This is a genomic window from Nocardioides pini (genome assembly GCF_026712185.1).
Classification (GTDB): domain Bacteria; phylum Actinomycetota; class Actinomycetes; order Propionibacteriales; family Nocardioidaceae; genus Nocardioides; species Nocardioides pini.
Genome location: NZ_JAPPUX010000004.1, coordinates 691,134 through 711,130, shown reverse-complemented (window position 1 = coordinate 711,130; position 19,997 = coordinate 691,134). Strand labels below are relative to the sequence as shown.

The 19,997-nt window shown below is 73.1% G+C and carries 21 protein-coding genes and 1 tRNA gene; 11 read left to right on the top strand and 11 right to left on the bottom strand.

The genetic code is table 11. The features are described 5' to 3' along the window. Window positions 1-102: 102 nt before the first annotated feature. Together NYO98_RS16750 and NYO98_RS16745 are read right to left on the bottom strand one after the other, a co-directional pair. A complete protein-coding gene (locus NYO98_RS16750) occupies window positions 103-2,847 on the bottom strand; it encodes a helix-turn-helix transcriptional regulator (RefSeq protein WP_268112864.1) in 2,745 nt (914 codons plus the stop codon). Window positions 2,848-2,906: 59 nt separating this feature from the next. Further along, window positions 2,907-4,208, bottom strand: coding sequence for a nicotinate phosphoribosyltransferase (locus tag NYO98_RS16745; RefSeq protein ID WP_268112863.1), 1,302 nt, complete (start codon window positions 4,206-4,208; stop codon window positions 2,907-2,909). 27 nt (window positions 4,209-4,235) lie between these two features. On the opposite strand from NYO98_RS16745, the gene clpS reads away from it, so the two are divergent. Genes clpS through NYO98_RS16730 form a run of 3 tightly spaced genes read left to right on the top strand, consistent with a single transcriptional unit; the run spans window position 4,236 to window position 6,329 of the window. After that, complete coding sequence (clpS, locus tag NYO98_RS16740; RefSeq protein ID WP_407673939.1) at window positions 4,236-4,532, top strand: ATP-dependent Clp protease adapter ClpS; 297 nt, start codon at window positions 4,236-4,238, stop codon at window positions 4,530-4,532. Window position 4,533: 1 nt separating this feature from the next. Continuing rightward, window positions 4,534-5,127, top strand: a complete 594-nt coding sequence (locus NYO98_RS16735) for a DUF2017 domain-containing protein (RefSeq protein WP_268112861.1) — start codon at window positions 4,534-4,536, stop codon at window positions 5,125-5,127. Then, window positions 5,124-6,329, top strand: a complete 1,206-nt coding sequence (locus tag NYO98_RS16730; RefSeq protein WP_268112860.1) for a DUF429 domain-containing protein — start codon at window positions 5,124-5,126, stop codon at window positions 6,327-6,329. Before NYO98_RS16735 ends, NYO98_RS16730 begins: the two co-directional genes overlap by 4 nt. A gap of 41 nt (window positions 6,330-6,370) precedes the next feature. Here the strand turns inward: NYO98_RS16730 and NYO98_RS16725 are convergent, their stop codons facing one another. Then, window positions 6,371-7,624 carry an MFS transporter gene (locus NYO98_RS16725; RefSeq protein WP_268112859.1) on the bottom strand — a complete coding sequence of 418 codons (1,254 nt, stop codon included), beginning with the start codon at window positions 7,622-7,624 and terminating at the stop codon, window positions 6,371-6,373. An 86-nt stretch (window positions 7,625-7,710) separates the two neighbouring features. On the opposite strand from NYO98_RS16725, the gene NYO98_RS16720 reads away from it, so the two are divergent. From NYO98_RS16720 to NYO98_RS16705, 4 genes are read left to right on the top strand one after another with little or no spacing between them, the layout of a single operon-like run. Further along, a complete protein-coding gene (locus NYO98_RS16720) occupies window positions 7,711-8,169 on the top strand; it encodes a M67 family metallopeptidase (RefSeq protein ID WP_268112858.1) in 459 nt (152 codons plus the stop codon). Further along, window positions 8,169-8,453, top strand: coding sequence for a MoaD/ThiS family protein (locus tag NYO98_RS16715; RefSeq protein WP_268112857.1), 285 nt, complete (start codon window positions 8,169-8,171; stop codon window positions 8,451-8,453). Before NYO98_RS16720 ends, NYO98_RS16715 begins: the two co-directional genes overlap by 1 nt. A gap of 16 nt (window positions 8,454-8,469) precedes the next feature. Then, window positions 8,470-9,420: a PLP-dependent cysteine synthase family protein gene (locus tag NYO98_RS16710; protein WP_268112856.1), complete on the top strand. Its 951-nt coding sequence runs from the start codon at window positions 8,470-8,472 to the stop codon at window positions 9,418-9,420. Window positions 9,421-9,448: 28 nt separating this feature from the next. Then, window positions 9,449-10,120: a DUF3152 domain-containing protein gene (locus NYO98_RS16705; RefSeq protein WP_268112855.1), complete on the top strand. Its 672-nt coding sequence runs from the start codon at window positions 9,449-9,451 to the stop codon at window positions 10,118-10,120. Between the two features lie 3 nt (window positions 10,121-10,123). Here NYO98_RS16705 and NYO98_RS16700 read toward each other — a convergent pair whose 3' ends face one another. Both NYO98_RS16700 and NYO98_RS16695 read right to left on the bottom strand, forming a co-directional pair. Next, the gene (locus NYO98_RS16700; protein WP_268112854.1) at window positions 10,124-11,668 is read right to left on the bottom strand and encodes a CotH kinase family protein; all 1,545 of its coding nucleotides are present in this window, start codon (window positions 11,666-11,668) and stop codon (window positions 10,124-10,126) included. Window positions 11,669-11,708: 40 nt separating this feature from the next. Next, window positions 11,709-12,752 (bottom strand): alkaline phosphatase family protein, encoded by a 1,044-nt coding sequence (locus NYO98_RS16695; protein ID WP_268112905.1) that lies wholly within the window; start codon window positions 12,750-12,752, stop codon window positions 11,709-11,711. A 109-nt stretch (window positions 12,753-12,861) separates the two neighbouring features. Between NYO98_RS16695 and murI the strand changes: the two genes are divergently transcribed. Further along, window positions 12,862-13,674 carry a glutamate racemase gene (gene murI / locus NYO98_RS16690; RefSeq protein WP_268112904.1) on the top strand — a complete coding sequence of 271 codons (813 nt, stop codon included), beginning with the start codon at window positions 12,862-12,864 and terminating at the stop codon, window positions 13,672-13,674. Next, window positions 13,671-14,447 (top strand): MBL fold metallo-hydrolase, encoded by a 777-nt coding sequence (locus NYO98_RS16685; RefSeq protein ID WP_268112853.1) that lies wholly within the window; start codon window positions 13,671-13,673, stop codon window positions 14,445-14,447. The genes murI and NYO98_RS16685 overlap by 4 nt, the downstream gene beginning before the upstream one ends. 29 nt (window positions 14,448-14,476) lie before the next feature. Here NYO98_RS16685 and NYO98_RS16680 read toward each other — a convergent pair whose 3' ends face one another. Together NYO98_RS16680 and NYO98_RS16675 are read right to left on the bottom strand one after the other, a co-directional pair. Continuing rightward, complete coding sequence (locus tag NYO98_RS16680; protein WP_326494450.1) at window positions 14,477-15,136, bottom strand: response regulator transcription factor; 660 nt, start codon at window positions 15,134-15,136, stop codon at window positions 14,477-14,479. After that, window positions 15,124-16,278 (bottom strand): sensor histidine kinase, encoded by a 1,155-nt coding sequence (locus tag NYO98_RS16675; protein WP_268112852.1) that lies wholly within the window; start codon window positions 16,276-16,278, stop codon window positions 15,124-15,126. Before NYO98_RS16675 ends, NYO98_RS16680 begins: the two co-directional genes overlap by 13 nt. Window positions 16,279-16,511: 233 nt before the next feature. Here NYO98_RS16675 and rph point away from each other — a divergent pair, with 233 nt between their 5' ends. Together rph and rdgB are read left to right on the top strand one after the other, a co-directional pair. Further along, entirely contained in the window at window positions 16,512-17,252 is a 741-nt protein-coding gene (gene rph / locus NYO98_RS16670; RefSeq protein WP_268112851.1) for a ribonuclease PH, read from the top strand. Beyond that, window positions 17,249-17,863 (top strand): RdgB/HAM1 family non-canonical purine NTP pyrophosphatase, encoded by a 615-nt coding sequence (gene rdgB / locus NYO98_RS16665; RefSeq protein WP_268112850.1) that lies wholly within the window; start codon window positions 17,249-17,251, stop codon window positions 17,861-17,863. Before rph ends, rdgB begins: the two co-directional genes overlap by 4 nt. Here rdgB and NYO98_RS16660 read toward each other — a convergent pair. The 4 genes from NYO98_RS16660 to bcp form a co-directional block, all read right to left on the bottom strand. Then, entirely contained in the window at window positions 17,852-18,727 is an 876-nt protein-coding gene (locus tag NYO98_RS16660) for a bile acid:sodium symporter family protein (protein WP_268112849.1), read from the bottom strand. The genes rdgB and NYO98_RS16660 overlap by 12 nt on opposite strands. A 105-nt stretch (window positions 18,728-18,832) precedes the next feature. Then, window positions 18,833-18,913, bottom strand: a tRNA-Leu gene (locus NYO98_RS16655). Between the two features lie 15 nt (window positions 18,914-18,928). Beyond that, window positions 18,929-19,444, bottom strand: a complete 516-nt coding sequence (locus NYO98_RS16650) for an HNH endonuclease signature motif containing protein (RefSeq protein WP_268112848.1) — start codon at window positions 19,442-19,444, stop codon at window positions 18,929-18,931. 29 nt (window positions 19,445-19,473) lie between these two features. Further along, the gene (gene bcp / locus NYO98_RS16645) at window positions 19,474-19,944 is read right to left on the bottom strand and encodes a thioredoxin-dependent thiol peroxidase (protein ID WP_268112847.1); all 471 of its coding nucleotides are present in this window, start codon (window positions 19,942-19,944) and stop codon (window positions 19,474-19,476) included. Between the last annotated feature and the right edge of the window lie 53 nt (window positions 19,945-19,997).

Below are 19,997 nucleotides of genomic sequence, written 5' to 3'. Positions count from 1 at the left end.
ACGGTGCTCGCCCGGGTGGGGGCGCCGAAACTGCGGATCACCCGAGGAAATGACCCCGGGAACAACCCCAGTTGACAGCCCGGGTCCGCCGCCGGTGGTGGCTCAGGGGGTCGAGCCGTCGAGCTCCTCGAGGCGTGGGGCGAGCTCCATCCGCGAGCGGATCCCGAGCTTGGTGTAGGCGTTGCGGAGGTGGAACTCCACCGTGCTGACGGTGACCACGAGCGTCCGCGCGATCTCCTTGTTGGCCAGTCCCTGCACCGCGAGGTCGGCCACGCGCCGCTCGGTGGTGGTGAGGCGCCCGGGGGTGCCCGGGCGCCGCGCGCCCACCCGCTCGAGGTCGGCGCGGGCGGTGGACGCCCAGCCGGGCGCGCCCTGCTCCTCGAAGAGGCGCACCGCTCGCTCGAGGGAGTCACGCGCGCCGCCCCACTTGCGCGCGCGCCGCTGCGCGCGACCCAGCGCGAGCCAGGTCCTGGCCGCCTCGGCCGCGAGCCCGCGCTCGTCGTACGCGCTGGCGACGCCGGCCAGCGCCTGTGCCTCGTGGTCGGACCACGCGCCCGCGAGCGAGACGGTCGAGGCGCCGCGACCGGCGGAGAGCCGGGCCCACGCGTGGTCCTGCAGGTCGGCGGCCTCGCGCAGCGCGTCGACCACCGCGCAGGCGTCGTCGAGGTCGTCCGGCGCCCCGGTGTCGACCAGGGCCTCGACGAGGTCGGGTGCAGCGGGGAAGGCCCCGGGGTCGAGCACCCCCTGCTCCCTCGTGTGCGCCCACACGGCGCGCAGGTGACCGACCGCCTCCTCGGGGTGGTGGTCGAGGAGCTCGGCGACGCCGAGCGCGCGGGTCGCCTCGAGCCAGTCCCAGCGGATCCCGGTCTCCTCGGCCTGCGCGACGGCGCGCTCGCCCCACTCGCGGGCGCCGGTCGCGTCCCCGCGGCCGGCGGCGAGGAGGCTGCGGCACCGCTCGTACATCGGCCAGTGCAGCAGGCTGCTGTCGATCGAGGTCGCCCACTCGTCGAGCAGCGCCTCGGCGTCGTCCCACCGGCCCAGGCGCAGCTCGAGCTCGCACAGGTGGAGCCGGGCGAGCGCGTAGGGGTTCGGCTCGCCCCGGTCGGCGGCGAGCGAGCGGTACGCCTCGAACCGCTCGCGCGCGGGTCCCGGCTCCCCGCGCCACACGTGCTGCTGGCCCACGACGCGTCCGGGCGTGCGGGCCAGGTAGGTCGAGTCGCACGCGATGGCGTCGTAGCGCTCGAGGAGGTCGTCGAGGGGCCGGCCGCGCAACGCCGAGGTCCAGACCCGGGTGTACAGCGCCAGCCGCTGGCCGCCCGCCGACCCGGAGGCCGACGCGACCACCGCCTCGGCGGCTCGGGCGTCGGCGACGGCCACGTTGCGGACCTCGATCACCGCCTCGTTCTCGGCGAGGTGGCACAGCACCCGCAGGCGCAGGGCGTGGTCGTCGCCGGCCTCGTCGAGGGCGCGCTGCAGGAGCGCGAGGATGTCGTCGTTGCCGTGCACGACGCCGCCGGTGAGGAGCACGTGGGCGCGCACCCGGTCGGCCCGGTCGGGGAGGCTCGCGGCGCGGGGCGTGAGCAGGTCGGTGAGGCGTTGCTTCTCACCGGCCATCTGCAGCAGCTTGGCCAGCAGCATCACCCGCCCCGCGTCGGCGTCGCCGGGCGGGGTGAGGCGCAGGGCATGGCCGGCGAGGTCGGCGGCCAGCCGGATCGCACCCCGGGCCGTGGCCCGCGCGACCGCCCCGTCGAGACGGGCGGCGAGGCCGCGGTCGGGCTCGGTCGCGGCCAGGGCCAGGTGCAGCACCCGGCGCTGGGCGTCGGTGACCACGTCGGCGATGTCGGCGTGCAGGCGTCGTACGTCGTCCGGCGACGCCGCGCGCCGGGCGGCCTCGGCCAGCAGCGGGTGGGCCGGCCGCACCCGCTCCCCGTCCAGGTCGACGACACCGGTGGCGGTCGCGTGGTCCAGCGCCTCCTGCCCGGCGAGCTCGCGCAGCTGCGGGGCTCGCAGGTCGGCGTCGAGCGCCAGCGCGAGGAGCAGCCGGCGGGCGGTCGGGTCGAGGTCGGCCACCCGGAGGCCGAGCAGGTCCTCGACGGCATCCGGGACGGGCAGCTCGTCGCCCACCGTCGCCAGGTCCGTGCTCACCAGCATCCGGCCGACCTCGAGGGCGAAGAGCGGGTTGCCCAGCGTCGTGTCGTAGACGCGGCGGAGCAGGTGGTGGGGGAGTCGGAGGCCGAGCCGGCTCGCGAGGATCTGCCGCGTGCCGCCGAGGGTGGTCGAGCGCACCACGAGACGGTCGACCCGCTCGTCGCCGAAGGCGCCCTCCAGGGCGCTGCGGGGGCCGGGGCGACGGGCGAGGAGCACCGTCACCCGGTCCTGCAGCCGGCGTGCGGCATAGGCGAGGGCGGCCTGCGACGACGGGTCCAGCCACTGCAGGTCGTCGACGGCGACGAGGAGGTGCCGCTCGCGGGAGAGGGAGCGCAGCGCCGAGAGCAGCGCGAGCGACACCACCTGCTCGGTGGGCGGCTGCTCGCCCGGCTCCGCGCGGTAGAGCGCGACCTCCAGCGCGTGGAGCTGCGGCGGCGGCACCGACGCGAGCTCGTCGACAGCGACCTCGTCGAGCAGGTCGATCAGCCCCGCGAAGGGGAGCCCCGTCTCGGACGCGCTGGCCCGCGACACCAGCACCCGCATCCCACGGTCACGACCACCGGCCAGGCCCTGCTCCCACAGGCTGGTCTTCCCGACGCCGGGCTCACCCTCGAGCACCAGGGCGCGCACCGAGGTCGGCTCGCGGTCGAGCACCTCGGCGATCATCGCGAGCTCGGCGTCGCGCGCGACGAGACCCATGTCGGCATGATGGCAGCCGCGGGGCCCGTCGGGCACCGGGAAAAAGTACCCCCCGCCGGTCAGGGGCCCAGGTGCACCGTCGGGATCACCGGCTCACCCGCCGACATCATCGTGATCGCGCGGGGCAGCTCGGCGATCGACGCACGGTGGCGGGCACGGGCCTCCTCGAGGGTCGCGCGGCCCACGACCTCGCCGTCCCGCACGAGGGGCGCGAGCAGCGGACGGTCGTCGCCGTCGTCCTCCGGCGGCGCGCCGATCCCGACCACCTCGGCCTCGGCGACACCCCTGGGGCCTCGCCGGCGCAGGGCGTACTTCCGCCCGCCGATGGACTGCTTGTCCGTCGACCTCTTCGCCACCGACACCAGCTCGCCGGCGTCGTCCTCGCGGGCCACCAGCTTGTAGACGAAGCCGCACGTCGGGTGGCCCGAGCCGGTGACCAGCTGCGTCCCCACGCCGTAGGCGTCGACCGGCGCCGCCGCGAGGGCAGCGATGGCGTGCTCGTCGAGGTCGCTGGTCACGACGATGCGGGTGCTGCTCGCGCCGAGGCCGTCGAGCTGGGCCCGCACCTCGCGGGCGACCTCGCCGAGGTCGCCGGAGTCCAGGCGGACCGCCCCGAGGCCGGTGCCGGCCACCTCGACCGCGAGGCGTACGGCCTCGGCGACGTCGTAGGTGTCCACCAGCAGCGTCGTGCCCACCCCGAGGGTCTGGACCTGGGCGCGGAAGGCGTCGGCCTCGGCGTCGTGGAGGAGGGTGAACGAGTGGGCAGCGGTGCCGGTGGACGGCACGCCGTACCGGGCCCGGGCGGCCAGGTTGCTGCTGGCGTCGAAGCCGGCGACGTAGGCCGCCCGCGCCGCCGCGACCGCGGCCTGCTCGTGCGTGCGGCGCGAGCCCATCTCGATGCACGGGCGGTCACCGGCCGCCAGCGTCATCCGGGACGCCGCGGAGGCGATCGCGGAGTCGTGGTTGTAGACGGAGAGCAGGACGGTCTCGAGGAGCACGGCCTCGGCGAAGGTGCCCTCCACCACCAGCAGCGGGGAGTAGGGGAAGTAGGCCTCGCCCTCGGCGTAGCCCCACACGTCGCCGGAGAAGCGGTAGGAGCCGAGCCACTCGAGCATGTCGGGGTCGACGACGCCCTCGAGCGCGGTCAGCGCGGCGGGGTCGAAGCGGAAGTCCTCGATCGCGTCCAGCGCGCGCCCGACGCCGGCCACGACGCCGTACCGACGACCCGGCGGGAGCCTGCGCGGGAACAACTCGAAGACCGCCCTGCGATCCGCCGTTCCGGACTGCCGTGCCGCCTGGACCATCGTCAGCTCGTAGTGGTCGGTCAGGAGCGCGGATGACGCAAGGGGTGAGCTCGTCACGACCCACACTGTGCCACGATGGGCCTCGTGTCAGCCGCCAGTCCCGTAGAGGTCGAGCCGACCCTCACGCCCGACGAGATCACCTTCCTGGCCAAGCCGTGGGTGACCCTCGTGTGGGACGACCCGGTCAACCTGATGTCCTACGTCTCCTACGTGTTCCAGAAGTACTTCGGCTACGACAAGGCCAAGGCCGAGAAGCTCATGCTCGAGGTGCACACCGAGGGAAAGTCGGTGGTCTCGACCGGCACGCGCGAGGAGATGGAGCGCGACGTGCAGGCCATGCACGAGTACGGACTCTGGGCGACGATGGAGAAGGCATCCTGAGGTGAGCGGCTTCGAACGACACCGCAGGTCCGGCCGGGTGATCGCCACCTTCAGCGGCTTCGAGGCCGACCTGCTGCGCTCGCTCGCCTCGCAGATGGTCGAGCTCCTCCGCAACGAGCGCGCCGAGCCGGCGGCGCCCACCGGCGACACGTTCGACGCGATGATGGCCGAGTTCTCCGGCGCCACCACGATCCCCGAGGACCCCGTGCTCGCACGGCTCTTCCCGACCGCCTACCCCGACGACGAGGAGTCGGCCGCCGACTTCCGCCGCTTCACCGAGGGCGGGCTGCGCGACGGCAAGGCCGCAGCCGCCGGGGCGATCATCGACACCCTCGAGGACGCCGGCCTCCCGCCCGAGCTGACCGAGGACGGCCTCGTCATCGACGTCGAGCTCACCCGGGGCGAGGCGGAGACCTGGATGCGGGCGTTCACCGACATCCGGCTCGCGCTCGCGACGCGTCTCGGCGTGGAGGCCGGGGACGAGCACTACTGGCACTCGCTGCCCGACGACGACCCCCGCGCGCAGGCGCACGACATCTACGAGTGGGTGGGCTACCTGCAGGAGACCGTGGTCGAGGCGCTGACCGCCGGATGACCCCGGTCCCCGACTTCGTCCTGGCCCTGCGGGACAGGATCGGCCACGACCCGCTGTGGCTGCCGGGCGTCACGGCGGTCGTACGACGCGCCGACCAGGTGCTGCTCGTGCGGCGCGCGGACGACGGCAGCTGGACGCCGGTCACGGGGATCCCCGACCCGGGCGAGGAGCCGGCGGTCGCCGCGGCTCGCGAGACGCTGGAGGAGACCGGCGTGCGGATCCGGGTCGACCGCCTGGCCTCGACGGGGGTCCACGGCGAGGTCGTCCACGCCAACGGCGACCGGGCGACGTACCTCGACCTGACCTTCGCCTGCACCTGGGTCGAGGGCGAGGCCCACGTGGCCGACGACGAGTCGAGCGAGGTGCGGTGGTGGCCGCTGTCGGCGCTGCCGCCGATGAGCGAGGTCATGACCGCGCGCATCGCAGCCGCGACCAGCGGTGAGGCCGCGGCACGGTTCGTCGCCCCGGCGGGAGCCGACGACGACGAGCCCCCGCCGGTCCTCGCGCCCCCGGCGCCCGTGCTCGGGGTGGACGCCTGCCCGGCGGGATGGGTCGGCGTGGTGATCGACCCGCAGCGCCGCACCTCGGTCTTCGTGGCACCCGACATCACCGGCCTCGTCGAGCTCGTCCGCGAGCGCCACGACGTGGCCGTCGTCGCGGTCGACATCCCGATCGGGCTGCCCGACACCACCGGGCGGCGCGCCGACGCCGAGGCCCGCAGTGCGCTCGTCGGGAAGACCTCCTCGGTGTTCTCCACCCCCGTGCGCGCCGCAGTCGAGGCCGGCACCTACGAGGCGGCCCGGGCGGCCAACCTCGCCGCGACCGGTGGTCGCACCAGCGTCAGCGCCCAGGCGTACGCCCTGCGCGAGAAGGTCCTGCAGGTCGACGCGTGGGTGCGGGGACGGCCCGGCACCCGCGTGATCGAGGTGCACCCGGAGGTGAGCTTCGCCCGGATGGCCGGCGCGCCCGTGCTGGCGCGCAAGAAGGACGCGGAGGGGGTCCACGCCCGCCGCGAGGCGCTCGCCGCCCACGGCGTGGTGGCGCCGGCGTGGTTCCGCGGGGCCGGGTTCGGCGAGGACGACCTGCTCGACGCGTGCGCGGTGGCGTGGACGGCCGTGCGCCACGCGCTGGGGGTCTCGGAGTCGTTCCCCGAGGTGCCGGAGGTCTTCTCCGACGGGATCCCGGCGGCGATCTGGGTCTGAGGGCCGCTCCTCGGACACGTGTCCCGGCGGCCTTCGGACGGTCAGCCGGAGTGGGTGAGCACCCCGTAGCGCTCGCGCGAGGCGAGCGCCCACCGCGCCGCGGGCACCGAGACGAGGGCCACCGCGAGCATCAGGGCGGCGAGCACGAGCCAGCCGGTCTCGCCCATCTCGACGCAGAACAGCGTCACCACGGGCGGTCCGACGACGGCGATCACGCTGAAGCCCAGGCCGGCGAAGCCCTGGTACTGGCCCTGGCGCTCGTGCGGGGCGAGGCCCATCTGGAGGCCCCACTGGCCGCCGGAGCCGATCATCTCCCCGACCACGTGGACGAGCGACCCGACGACCAGGACCGCGACGGCGAAGGTGGCGTCGCCGCGGTCGGCGAGCGCGACGATGGCGAAGCCGCAGGCGATCCACACCGCGCCGCGCACCAGTGCCCGGGCGCCCGCCTCCACCGAGTCGGCGCGGCGCGAGAGGCGTACCTGGAAGAGCGCCACGCACGCGGTGTTGAGGATCAGCAGCACGGCCACCATCACCGGCGGTGCGGCGGTGCGCTCGGAGATGTAGAGCGCCAGGCCGAGCTCCATGACGAAGAAGTGGAGCGAGAACAGACCGGTGATGGCCACGATGACGACGTAGGGCCAGTCGCGCAGCACCGCGAGCCGCGGCTCGCCCTCGACGCGGACGTAGGCCGGCAGCTCGGGGAGGCGGGTGGAGTTCCAGGCGGCGAAGCCGGTGAAGACGGCGTTGAGGAGGAAGACCGAGACGTAGGCCCAGGTCTGGTCGACGACCAGGGCGGCGCCGCCGAAGACCGAGCCCATGCCGAGCGCGGTGTTGGTGACGGCGCGGAGGTACGCCTTGAACTGCACGCCGCGCCCGCCCGTGGCCAGCTGCGCGATGACCCCCTGCTGGACCGACCCCGCCGAGCGCTCGAAGAGGGCGAGCAGGCCGAGGAGCAGCGCGAGCTGCCACGGCGTACGCGCGAGCACGGGCAGCGCGCTCGTCAGCGCGGCGCCGACCATGCACCACGTGAGCACCCGGCGCGGGCCGTGGCTGTCGCCGAGGTGGCCGGCCGGGACCTGCACGACGATGCCGACAACCGCCGCGACCGCGAGGGCGAAGGCCACCTCGGCGGCCGAGAAGCCCACCTGGCGGGTGAAGTAGAGGGCGCTGGTCGTCATCACCGCGCCGGCGCCGAACCGGTTCGCGAACGAGCCGAGGGCCAGGACGCGCAGGTCGCGCTCGAGGGGGATGCCGCGACGGGTCAGTGGTGCCTGCGCCTGCGACGTCGACATGTGTCTCCCCTCCAAAGTCTCTCGACGTCAAGACTATGTGGTGAGACGTGTCCGGGTCGCATCGAGGGTCTGCCTACCCTTGACGGGTGCTGACCATCGCCCAGGAGATCTTCCACGCCATCGTGGCGCACGCCAAGCGCGACCACCCCGACGAGGCGTGCGGCGTCGTCGCGGGCCCCGAGGGCAGCGATCGTCCCGAGCGCTTCATCCCGATGGTGAACGCCGCCGGCAGCCCGACGTTCTACGAGTTCGACTCGACCGAGCTGCTGCGGCTCTACAAGGAGATGGACGCGCGCGACGAGGAGCCGGTGGTCGTCTACCACTCCCACACGGCCACCGAGGCCTACCCGAGCCGCACCGACATCGGCCTCGCGAGCGAGCCCAACGCCCACTACGTGCTGGTGAGCACACGGGAGCACGGGAATAGCGAGGGCCCGGTGGAGTTCAGGTCATACAGAATCATCGACGGAGTCGTGACCGAGGAAGAGGTCACGATCGTCCCCCTGACGAACCCCCAGCAGACCGAGGAAGCGAGCACCCCCTGATGGCCATCGAGGTCCGGATCCCCACCATCCTGCGCACCTACACCGACGGCGCCAAGGCCGTCGAGGGCGCGGGCGGCACCCTGTCCGCCCTGATCGACGACCTCGAGGGCAACCACCCCGGGATCAAGGACCGCCTCGTCGAGGACAAGTCCGGGTCGATCGACCTGCGCCGATTCGTCAACGTCTACATCAACGACGAGGACGTCCGCTTCATCGGCGGCCTCGACGCCGAGCTCGCCGACGGCGACCAGGTCGTCGTCCTCCCCGCCGTCGCCGGCGGGTGAGCCCCGGCCTGATCCCGTGACGCGCTACGACGACCTGCTCGCCTCCGTCGGCACCACCCCGCTGGTCGGGCTGCCGCGACTATCGCCGAGCCCGGACGTACGCCTCTGGGCCAAGCTCGAGGACCGCAACCCGACGGGCTCCATCAAGGACCGCCCGGCCCTGCGGATGATCGAGCAGGCCGAGAAGGACGGCGTCCTCCGGCCGGGGTGCACCATCCTCGAGCCGACCAGCGGCAACACCGGCATCTCGCTGGCGATGGCCGCCAAGCTCAAGGGCTACCGCATCGTCTGCGTGATGCCGGAGAACACCTCCGAGGAACGCCGCCAGCTGCTGCGGATGTGGGGCGCCGAGATCCTCTCCTCGCCCGCCGCCGGCGGCTCCAACGAGGCGGTGCGCGTCGCCAAGCAGGTCGCGGGGGAGCACCCCGACTGGGTGATGCTCTACCAGTACGGCAACGAGGCCAACGCCCTCGCGCACGAGGAGGGCACCGGCCCGGAGATCCTCGCCGACCTCCCCGGCATCACCCACTTCGTCGCCGGGCTCGGCACGACCGGCACGCTGATGGGCGTCTCGCGCTTCTTCCGCGGCGCGAAGCCCGACGTGCGGATCGTGGCCGCGGAGCCGCGCTACGGCGAGCTGGTCTACGGCCTGCGCAACCTCGACGAGGGCTTCGTGCCCGAGCTCTACGACGCCTCGCTCATCGACTCGCGCTTCAGCGTCGGCCCGCGTGACGCCGTCCGCCGGGTGCGTGAGCTGCTCGAGCTCGAGGGGATCTTCGCCGGCATCTCGACCGGCGCGATCCTGCACGCCGCGCTCGGGCAGGCCGCCAAGGCGGTCAAGGCGGGCGAGCGCGCCGACATCGCGTTCGTCGTGTGCGACGGCGGGTGGAAGTACCTCTCGACCGGAGCCTACGAAGGCACGATCGACGAGGCGGAGGACAGGCTCGACGGGCAGCTCTGGGCCTAGGGGCCGCCCTTCGTCCTAGGCTGGTGCGGTGGACCGAGCGCCCCGCCCCGTGCGACTCCTCGTGCGACTCCTCCTGCGACTCCTGGTCGCACTGGTCGCGCTCGTCGTGACACTGGCGGCCGCCCCGTCGCACGCGACGGGGGAGGACGCCGGCGACCACCGGCGCGCGACCCCCACGCCGACGCAGCCGACCGTGGAGGCGTACGCCGTCCCGGTGACCCGGCGCGTCACCTACTCCGTCACCACCCGGGGGCGGGTGACGGCGTCGATGAAGGTGTTCCGGCGCCAGGCCCAGCAGACCTTCGACCACCCGCGCGGCTGGCGCGCGGCCGGCGTGCAGTTCCGCCGGGTGCGGCGGGGCGGCGACTTCACTCTCGTGCTCGCCGCGGCCGGCACCCTGCCGTCGTTCTCGTCCGGGTGCTCGGTGCAGTGGTCGTGCCGCGTCGGGCGGCACGTCGTGATCAACCAGCTGCGGTGGACGAGGGCGTCGCCGGCCTGGAACCGGGCCGGGCGGTCGCTGCGGGACTACCGGCACCTGGTCGTCAACCACGAGACCGGCCACTGGCTGGGGCGTGGTCACGCCTCGTGCCACGGACGCGGCCGGGCGCCGGTGATGATGCAGCAGTCCAAGGGCACCGGCGGGTGCCGGTTCAACCCGTGGCCGCTGCCCCGCGAGGCCGCGGCCGTCAGGCGACGCTGACCGTCACCGCTTGTTGGCGGCGATGGCCACGGTGGTGGTCGACGGGGAGCCGACGACGACGTTGCTCGACGCGCCGGTGATGCTGACCAGGACCGTCTCGCGTCCCTCGGTCACCCGGTCGTCGAGGACCTGGACCGGGACGTAGCGCTCGGCCTGCCCGGCGGCGAAGGTCACCTGGCCGGTGCCGGCGACGAAGTCCTCGCCCGCGGTGGCGGTGCCGCCCTGCACGGTCCAGGACACGTCGACGGCCGCGCTCGCGGGCGACTGCAGCCGGACGGGCACCCACACCGTGCGGGCGCGCTCCTCGGTGCGCTGACGGAGGCCACCGAGCCGCACCTCGTTGCTGCTCAGCCACTGGATCCGCTGGGTGAGCCAGTCCGCGAGGAAGTCCACCTCGCCCTGGCGGTCGCGGCCGTGGTGCGTCCACTCGAGGTCGCCCGACGCGTGCCACTGCGCCCAGTCGGCCTCGGCGAGGGGCGCCAGCGTCGCCGCCGCGGACGGGATCTCGGAGACCACCTGCCGCGCGATCGGCTTCAGCCGCGCCCAGCGGCTCTTCACCCGCGCGGAGAAGGCCGGGTCCTCCAGCATCCGGGCGACCCAGTGGCGCCCCACGCGGGTGAGCCAGGTGTCCGGTCGCGAGGAGGCCTTCCACCGGCTGCCGGCGCTGAGGTCGAAGTCCCAGACGGGCCCGAAGACGAACCGCTTGCCTGGCACCCAGCTTAGATGCACGCTCGACTGGAAGTTGGAGTCCTGGTTGGCGAACAGCTCCTCGACGAGGTACCAGTCGATGAGCTTGCGGACGTCGACGTACGCCGCGTAGCCGGTCTCGGGGTCGTCGAAGCCGGGGCCGTAGAGCACGTTCTCGAAGCGCGTCACCGCGCGCTTGACCTCGCGTCGCTGCTTCTTGGTGACCTCGTCGGGGTCCTTGAAGGCCACGGGCGTCCCGCGACGCGTGCGGAAGCCGGGCTCGTCGTCGCGGAGGTAGCGCTGGTTGACCTCCAGGAGGTAGCCGTCGTCGGGGAGGTCGACGCGTCCCTCGCCCTCCTCGACCTGCTCGGTGAGCAGGTAGAGGCCCTGCGACTGGCCGTTGAGGACCACCTCGACGAAGCGGAAGTGCGGCGTCCACCGGAGCCGGGTCTGGGCTGCGACGGCGAACGCCGCGGCGGTCCGCAGCGAGCTGCGGTCGGCGTAGCCGGCGAGGAGGACCCACTCGTCGTACGCCCCGGGGCCGACGAGGGCGGCGTCCTCCTCCAGCTTGAGCTTGTAGGGCTTCTTCGCCCAGCCCCACGTCGAGTTGCCGCGCCCGCGCACCTCGGTCACCCGGGTGACCCCGTCGAGGGTGACGGTGCCGGGGACGTAGTCGTCGCGCCCGATCGCCGCGCCGGCCGTGTCGATGACCAGCTGGGTCGGCGGGGCCGGCGGCCAGCCGACGTCTGCGGTGGCCCGCTCGGCCGGCGCGGGCGCCCGCCCGGCTGCGGGGGAGAGCACCACGGTCGACGCCGCGACGGCGAGGGCGGTCGCGACGGAGATCTTCTTCAACAGCGGCATGTGTCTCCTCGGCAGGGCGTCCGGGCGTCCGGGCGGTGGGTCAGGCAGGCGGAGGTGAGACGTCGAGGTCGAGGCCGGAGTTGTGCTCACTTCCCGGGACGGCAGCGAGGTCGAGGAGGTCGAGGGCGAGGTTGGCCAGGTCGCCGTTGCGGACCGGCTGCGGGGACTGGCCGTAGGTCGTGCGCCGCGTGCCCGGGTCGCGGTAGTCGTCGGCGTTGAGGGCGTAGAGGTCCGCACCGGCCGGGATGCCGGGTCCGGCCACCATGAAGGCGACGCGGTAGTTGGCCAGGCGCCGCGCGTCCGAGTGGTCCGCGCCGAGGCCGCCGTGGTCGCTGGTGAGGATGATCGCGGTCCGGCCGACGAGCCCGGGGTCGTTGCGGACCGCGTCGACGATCGACCCGACGAGGGTGTCGACCTGCTGGACCGCCTTCAGGTAGCGCGGCGACATGAAGCCGTACTCGTGCCCGGCGGCGTCGGGGAGCGACAGGTGGACGAACCGGAACGCGCGCTCCTGGTCGCGGAGGTCGCGGCGCACCGAGCGGGCCAGGCGCGCGTTGTCGAGCTGGATGCGGGTGGTGTCGATCGAGAGGGGCCAGCTGCGCTTCCAGAGGGAGAACTTGGTCTTGCTGGCGAAGAGGGCGGTCGACCCGCCGGCGGCGCTGACCTGCGTGAAGACCGACTCGACGCGCTGCCCGGCCGCCGCCTGGACGGTCGCCGGGCGGCGCCGGTCGTCGTTCCAGGTCACGCCGTGGCCACCCGTCGCGGCCTCGATGCGCCGACCGGTCACCATCCCGGTGTGGTTGGGCAGGGTGATCGTCAGCTCGTGCTCGGTGCGCGCGTTGAGGGTCGACGCGCCCGACTCCATGAGGTCGTGCAGGTGGGGGGTGCGCGCGGCGCCGAGCCTGGCGAGGGCGTCGGTGTTGAGCCCGTCGACGGAGATGGCCACGACGGAGTCGATGGGGTTGTCGGCCGAGACGCGCGAGGCGCCCGGCAGCGGGTCGCCGGACGGCACCTGGGCCGGCGCGGAGGCGGGGCACAGTCCGATCGCGGAGCAGGCGAGCAGGGAGGCGAGCGCGGTACGCATGGTCACGCGGCGACCCTAACCCGGCGAGGGCGGTGTGACGGGGCCGACGCACGCGACCGCGTGACCCGCGACCACCCGACCGCCTAGCCTGCTGCCTGTGCCGACGTCCATGCCGAGAGAGACCGCCGACGCCCCGATCGGCATCTTCGACTCCGGCTTCGGTGGGCTGACCGTCGCGCGCTCCGTCATCGACCAGCTCCCGCACGAGTCGGTCGTCTACCTCGGCGACACCGCACGCCAGCCCTACGGCCAGAAGCCGATCGGCGAGGTCCGCGAGTACGCCCTCGAGTGCCTCGACCACCTCTACGAGCGCGGCGTGAAGGCGCTCGTCATCGCCTGCAACTCCGCCAGCGCCGCGATGCTTCGCGACGCCCGCGAGCGCTACGACGTCCCCGTCGTCGAGGTGATCCTCCCCGCAGCCCGGCGTGCCGCCGCGGCGACGCGCAACCAGCGGGTCGGGGTGATCTGCACGCGCGCCACCGCCAGCTCGATGGCGTACGACGACGCCTTCGCCGCCGCGCCGCACCTCGACCTGCACATCCGGGCCTGCCCGCGCTTCGTCGACTTCGTCGAGCAGGGCGTCACCGGGGGCGAGGAGCTGCTGGCCGCCGCCCACGAGTACCTCGACCCGCTGGCCGAGGCCGGGGTCGACACCCTGATCCTCGGGTGCACCCACTACCCGCTGCTCACCGGCGTCATCTCCTACGTGATGGGCGACCAGGTCACCCTGGTCAGCTCGGCCGAGGAGTGCGCGAAGGACGTCTACAAGATGCTGGCCGGCACCGGCCTGATGCGCCCCGACGGCGAGCCCACCTACACCTTCTCCACCACCGGCAGCCCCGACGACTTCGCCACGATCGGGCGCCGCTTCCTCGGCTCGGAGCTGCTCGGGGCGACGCAGTTCGCCGGGGGCCGCGCATGAGCCACCCGATGCGGATGACGGTCGTCGGGTGCTCGGGGTCCTACCCCGGCCCCGAGTCGCCCGCGAGCTGCTACCTCCTCGAGGCCGAGGAGCATGGCCGCACGTGGCGGATCCTGCTCGACCTCGGCAACGGCGCGCTCGGTCAGCTGCACCACTACGCCGACCCCCTCGGGATCGACGCAGTCCTCCTCAGCCACCTCCACGCCGACCACTGCCTCGACCTCTGCGGCTACTACGTCATGCGCAAGTACCACCCCACGGGTGCCCAGCCGCGGATCCCAGTCTGGGGGCCGGCCGGCACCGCCGAGCGGATGGCGCGGGCCTACGACCTGCCGCTCGAGCCCGGCATGACCGAGGAGTTCGACTTCCGCAGCTACGGCGACGACGGCGGGGTCGTGCAGGTCGGCCCGTTCCACGTCGAGGCGCGGCGGGTGGTCCACCCGGTCGCCGCCTACGCGCTGCGGGTCACGGCCGGAGGCCGGACGCTCGTCTACTCCGGGGACACGGGTCCGTGCCCGCAGCTCGACGAGGTGGCCGTCGGGGCCGACCTGCTGCTGGCGGAGGCGTCGTTCCGCAGCGGCGACGACAACCCCCCCGAGCTCCACATGACCGGCGCCGACTGCGGGCGCACGGCGTCGCGGGCCGGAGCCGGGCGCCTGGTCCTGACCCACGTCCCGCCGTGGCACGAGCCGGCCGACGCGGAGGCCGAGGCCCGTGCGGAGTGGTCGGGTCCGGTCGAGCTGGCCCGCGCCGGCGCGACGTACGACGTCTAGGCGGGCCGCTCCGGCCGGCGCAGGGCCGGTCAGACCAGGCCCGCGTCGTGCACGACCATCGCCACCTGCACGCGGTTGCTGGCGTCGAGCTTGGTCAGCAGCCGGGAGACGTGCGACTTCACGGTGGGGATCGAGAGGTAGAGCTCCGAGGCGATCTCGGAGTTGCTGAGCCCGCGCCCGACGCACACCGCGACCTCGAGCTCGCGCTCGGTGAGGACGGTCAGCCGGTCGGCCGCGGTCGTGCTGCGGTCGGTCGGCGAGGTGTTGCGCAGCCGCGAGACCAGGCTGCGGGTCGCCGACGGCGACAGCATCGCGTCGCCCGCCGCGACGGTGCGGATCGCGCTGACGATGTCCCCGGGCGGGGTGTCCTTGAGGAGGAACCCGTCGGCGCCCGACGCCACCGCCCGCAGCACGTGGTCGTCGGCGTCGAACGTGGTGAGCACCACGACGGCCGGCGGGGACGGGCGCGAGTGCAGGACGCGCGTGGCCTCGAGACCGTCCATCACCGGCATCCGGATGTCCATCAGCACGACGTCGGGCCGGTGCTCCGCGACCTGGGCGAGGCCGGCCTCGCCGTTGGGGGCCTCGCCCACCACCTCGATGTCGGGCTGCCCGCCGAGCATCAGGGTCAGCGCGGAACGGACCAGCGGGTCGTCGTCGACGAGCAGCACGCGGATCACGCGGTCCACGGTAGCCAAGCCTCCAGCACGAACCTCGACCCCTCCGTGCGCTGGCGCAGCCGGCCGCCCCGCAGCTCGGTGCGCTCGCGCAGCCCGACCAGACCGAGCCCGGCCCCGGGAGCGGCGCTCGGCCGGTCGCGCAGCGGGTTGCTGATCACGACGGTGATGCCGCCGTGCTCGTCGCCCGAGGACCGGATCTGCATCCCGGCGCCGGGCGCGTGCTTGCGGACGTTGGTGATGGCCTCCTGCACGATCCGGTAGACCGTGCGACCCGTCGCGGGCGGCACCGACGCCTCACCGTCGACGTGGTCGGTCCAGTCGATGTCGAGGCCGAGCGACCGCGCCTCGTCGACCAGCGCCGAGATGTCGTCGTACGTCGGCTGCGGTCGCGCCGTGGGCGGGCTCGGGTCGTCCTCGCGCAGCACCCCGAGCACGCCGCGCAGCTCGTGGAGGGCGTCGTTGGCCTGGCGCTGGATCTGTCCGAGCCCCTCGCGGAGGCGGTCGCCGTCGAGGTCCTCGCGGAACGCCAGCGCCCCCGCCTGCATGGACACCTGCGTGATGCGGTGGGCGACGACGTCGTGCATCTCCCCGGCGATGCGGGCGCGCTCGGTCGAGCGGGCCTGGGTCAGCCGCAGCTCCTGCTCGAGCTCGGCGCGCTCGGCGCGGTTGCGGAGGTTCCAGAGCAGCTCGCGCCGCGAGCCGATGTAGAGGCCCCAGCCCATCATCCCGGCGTTGACGACGAGGTTGACCAGCGTGGTGACCAGGAAGTCGCTGTCCTCGATCGGCGCGATCGACGTCCAGGTCATGGCGGCCGCGAAGTTGGCGGTGCCGACCAGCACCACCTCGCTCCAGCGTCGCCGGGTCGCGACGGAGACCGCGGCGAGGGTCGCCGGACCGGCCGCGATCCCGGAGAAGGCGCTCATCGCGGCGATCACCAGGGCCACCCGCTTGGGCGCCCGGCGCCGGAAGTGCACCAGCACGAACGCGGCGACGCCCAGCACGACCTCGACGACGAAGAGCAGGCGGTGGTCGCGCCACTCCGCCGCCGCGGCGGTCTGCCAGACCACCGCCGAGAACAGGACGCACAGCGCGTAGCGCCACGCGTGCGAGACCCACGTCAGCTCCGGCTGGGTGTCGGGTCGCGGGTCCACGGCGCTCAGGGTAACGAGGCGAATTCCTACTTTGGTCGCACGGCCATGGCCCGAGGACTGATGCGCAAGGCCTGCCAGCAGGCGCACGGTGGTGTCACCAACCGCGTGGAGGGAGCTGCGCGGCGTGGGGCCGCGCACGAGTGGACGGTCCCGCTGGGGAAGGGGCTTCGAGGCGGGTCCGGTGACACACGGGGGTGACCGGACCCGCCTCAGCCACGTCTAGGGTCGTGCCCATGACTTCTGCCCCGACTCCGGCTCCTCGGGCCGACGGCCGCGCCGACGACGAGCTCCGCCCGATCACGATCACCCGCAACTGGCTCGACCACGCCGCCGGGTCGGTGCTCGTCGAGTTCGGTGGGACCCGCGTGCTCTGCGCCGCCTCCGCCTCGGAGGGCGTGCCGCGCTGGCGCAAGGGCTCGGGCCTGGGGTGGGTCACCGCGGAGTACGCCATGCTCCCGGCGGCGACCAACACCCGCTCGGACCGCGAGTCGGTCAAGGGCCGCATCGGTGGCCGGACCCACGAGATCTCGCGGTTGATCGGCCGCTCGCTGCGCGCCGTCATCGACTACAAGGCGCTCGGGGAGAACACGATCGTCCTGGACTGCGACGTCCTGCAGGCCGACGGCGGCACCCGCACTGCCGCCATCACCGGGGCGTACGTCGCCCTGGCCGACGCCGTCGCGCACCTGCGCTCGAGCGGGGCGCTCACGGGCGAGCCGCTGACGGGCTCGGTCGCGGCGGTGAGCGTCGGCATCATCGACGGCGCGCCGCGCCTCGACCTGCCCTACGTCGAGGACGTGCGGGCCGAGACGGACATGAACGTCGTGATGACGGGTGACGGGAAGTTCGTCGAGGTGCAGGGAACGGCCGAGGGCGCCGCGTTCGACCGCACCGAGCTCGACGCGCTGCTGTCCCTGGCCGAGAAGGGCTGCGCCGACCTGACGCGCCTGCAGCAGGAGGCGCTGGCGCGGTGAAGATCCTCCTCGCCTCGGGCAACACCAAGAAGGTCCTCGAGATGCAACGCATCCTCGCCGAGCACGTGCCGGGCATCGAGGTGCTCGGCATCGCCGACGTGGAGGGCTACGTCGAGCCGGTCGAGGACCAGCCGACCTTCGAGGGCAACGCCCTGCTCAAGGCGCGCGCCGGCGTCGCGGCCACGGGGCTGCCGTCGGTGGCGGACGACAGCGGGCTGTGCGTCGACGCGCTCAACGGGATGCCGGGGGTGCTGTCGGCCCGGTGGTCGGGGCAGCCGAAGAGCGACCAGCGCAACAACGAGCTCCTGCTCGACCAGCTGCACGACGTGCCGGACGAGCGCCGCGGCGCGCACTTCGCCTGCGCCGTGGCGTGGGTGATGCCCGACGGGCGCGAGCACGTCGTCGAGGGGCGGATGGACGGGCGCATCATCCGCGAGGTGCGCGGCAGCGGCGGGTTCGGGTACGACGTGGTGTTCGTCGCGGTCGAGCACGACGCCGAGGACCTGACCTCCGCCGAGCTCGAGCCGGGGGAGAAGGACCGGATCTCGCACCGCGGCCGAGCGCTGCGCGCCCTGGCGCCGCAGGTCGCGGCGGACCTGTCAGCCGACTGACACGTCCTCGCGGGCGCCGACCTGCCTGCTGACCCACGCACCCCACAGCGCGGCGAAGAGGAACATCACGAGCGAGTAGACCGCCGCCGGCACCGAGATCTCGACCTCGTCGAGCACCTCGACCGCCACGAAGATCGCCAGGGTCGCGTTGTGGACCCCGACCTCCATCGAGGAGGCGATCGCCTGCGGGCCGGTGACCCCGGCCGCCTTGGGCACGTAGTAGCCGACGACGAGGCTGATCGCGCAGAAGAGAGCCGTGATGAGGCCGACGTCGGCGAGGTAGTCGGCGACGTTCTCGCGCTGGTCGAGGAGGATGCCCAGCACCAGCACGGCGAGGATCACCGCCGAGCCGATCCGGACCGGCTTGTCCATCCGCCGGGCGAAGCCGGGGGCCCGGGCGTTGACCAGCATGCCGATGCCGACGGGCAGCAGGATCAGGGCGAACACCTTGACGATCTCCACGAGCGGCATCGACACGTCGTCCTGCCGGTCGTACCAGGCGATGGCGAGCCCGGTGATGAGCGGCAGCGTGACGACGGCGATGACGGTGTTGATCGCCGTGAGCGTGATGTTGAGGGCGACGTCGCCGCGGAAGAGGTGGCTGAACAGGTTGGCGGTCGTGCCGCCCGGCGAGGCGGCGAGCAGCAGCATGCCGATGCCGAGCAGGGCGGGGAGGTCGAAGAGCACCACCAGCCCGAAGCAGATCGCCGGCAGCAGCAGGATCTGGCAGGCGAGCGCGACGACCACGGCCTTCGGCGCCGTGCCCACGCGCCTGAAGTCGCCCACCGTCAGGTCCAGCCCGAGGCCGAACATGATGATGGCGAGGGCGAGCGGCAGTCCGACGGTGGTCAGCGCGGAATCCATGCGCGGACCCTAGTGGTGACGGGCGTCACAGGGGGAGGGATGGGCGGCAGACGTGTACTTAGGTCGAAGTCCGCTCGTAGGTGCTGCGAGCAACTTCTCAGTGGGTGCCGAAGGCGGGATTCGAACCCGCACGCCCTGAGGCACGGCGTCCTAAGCGCCGCGTGTCTGCCGTTCCACCACTTCGGCGGTGAGGTCGAGAGTCTACGAAGTGGCCTTCCTGGCCCTCGCAGCAGTGACGTGCCCGGAGTACTTGCCCTTGCTCCGGCCGGCGAAGTTGTCCGTCTGCCGGTGACAGTTGGGGCAGAGGAAGCGAAGGTTCGACTGCAAGTTGTTCAGGTAGTCACCATCGATGTGGTCCACCTCCAGGGTCAGCGGCATGCCCAGCCACGTGCCGTCACACCCACAGGCGGCGCACGCGTACGGAACTCCGGACTCGATGAGGGCTCGGGTCAGCAATGGAGGCCGGGTGCGCTGGCGGGCAGCCGGAAGGCGCACGAGGACCTGCTCTGGGAGCAATCGACGGTTGGAGTGAGATGCCGGTGAATACAGACGGAAGTGCGAGGTGTCGATTCCGAACGCCTTGACCGTCCGGCTGATGTGGGCGTGCGCGCCGCCAGTCGGTCTCAGTCCGAGGTGCCTCAACACGCCCGCGATCGAGGTCGACTCGCGCACCGCCGCGGTGAGGATCTCCTCGGTGTACTTGCGTCGCGTGCCCATGGCGGGACGCTAGGCAAGGGGTACGACAGTCAGTCGAGGCCCAGGTCCCGACGCAGCTTGGCGACGTGGCCGGTGGCCTTGACGTTGTACTGCGCGAGCTCGACGGTGCCGTCCTCGCCGATCACGAAGGTCGAGCGGATCACGCCCTCGACCTCCTTGCCGTAGAGCTTCTTGGTGCCGTACGCGCCGTAGGCCCGGTGCACGGCGAGGTCCTCGTCGGACAACAGGGTGAGGGTGAGCGCGTCGCGCTCACGGAACTTCGCGAGCTTGGCCGGCTTGTCCTTGGAGACGCCGAGCACCTCGTAGCCCGCGCCGCGCAGCGAGTCCAGGGACTCGGAGAAGTCGCAGGCCTGCGTGGTGCACCCCGGTGTCATCGCGGCGGGGTAGAAGTAGACGATCACCTTCTTGCCGCGCAGGTCCGCGAGGGAGACCTGCTCCTCGGTGTCGCTGGTCAGGGTGAAGTCGGGGGCGGTGTCGCCGGCGGCGAGGCGGTCGGACATGGGGACTCCTGTGCGCGGTTGGTCCGGACGGCGGTCCGGTTGGTTGTTGCAAG

Coding starts and splice junctions, on each gene's coding strand:
- murI (WP_268112904.1), top strand. CDS start 12,862: ATGCCGAGAGAGACCGCCGACGCCCCGATCGGCATCTTCGACTCCGGC.
- NYO98_RS16715 (WP_268112857.1), top strand. CDS start 8,169: ATGGCCATCGAGGTCCGGATCCCCACCATCCTGCGCACCTACACCGAC.
- rph (WP_268112851.1), top strand. CDS start 16,512: ATGACTTCTGCCCCGACTCCGGCTCCTCGGGCCGACGGCCGCGCCGAC.
- NYO98_RS16750 (WP_268112864.1), bottom strand. CDS start 2,847: ATGGGTCTCGTCGCGCGCGACGCCGAGCTCGCGATGATCGCCGAGGTG.
- NYO98_RS16725 (WP_268112859.1), bottom strand. CDS start 7,624: ATGTCGACGTCGCAGGCGCAGGCACCACTGACCCGTCGCGGCATCCCC.
- bcp (WP_268112847.1), bottom strand. CDS start 19,944: ATGTCCGACCGCCTCGCCGCCGGCGACACCGCCCCCGACTTCACCCTG.
- NYO98_RS16700 (WP_268112854.1), bottom strand. CDS start 11,668: ATGCCGCTGTTGAAGAAGATCTCCGTCGCGACCGCCCTCGCCGTCGCG.
- NYO98_RS16650 (WP_268112848.1), bottom strand. CDS start 19,444: ATGGGCACGCGACGCAAGTACACCGAGGAGATCCTCACCGCGGCGGTG.
- NYO98_RS16730 (WP_268112860.1), top strand. CDS start 5,124: ATGACCCCGGTCCCCGACTTCGTCCTGGCCCTGCGGGACAGGATCGGC.
- NYO98_RS16695 (WP_268112905.1), bottom strand. CDS start 12,752: ATGCGTACCGCGCTCGCCTCCCTGCTCGCCTGCTCCGCGATCGGACTG.
- NYO98_RS16685 (WP_268112853.1), top strand. CDS start 13,671: ATGAGCCACCCGATGCGGATGACGGTCGTCGGGTGCTCGGGGTCCTAC.
- NYO98_RS16660 (WP_268112849.1), bottom strand. CDS start 18,727: ATGGATTCCGCGCTGACCACCGTCGGACTGCCGCTCGCCCTCGCCATC.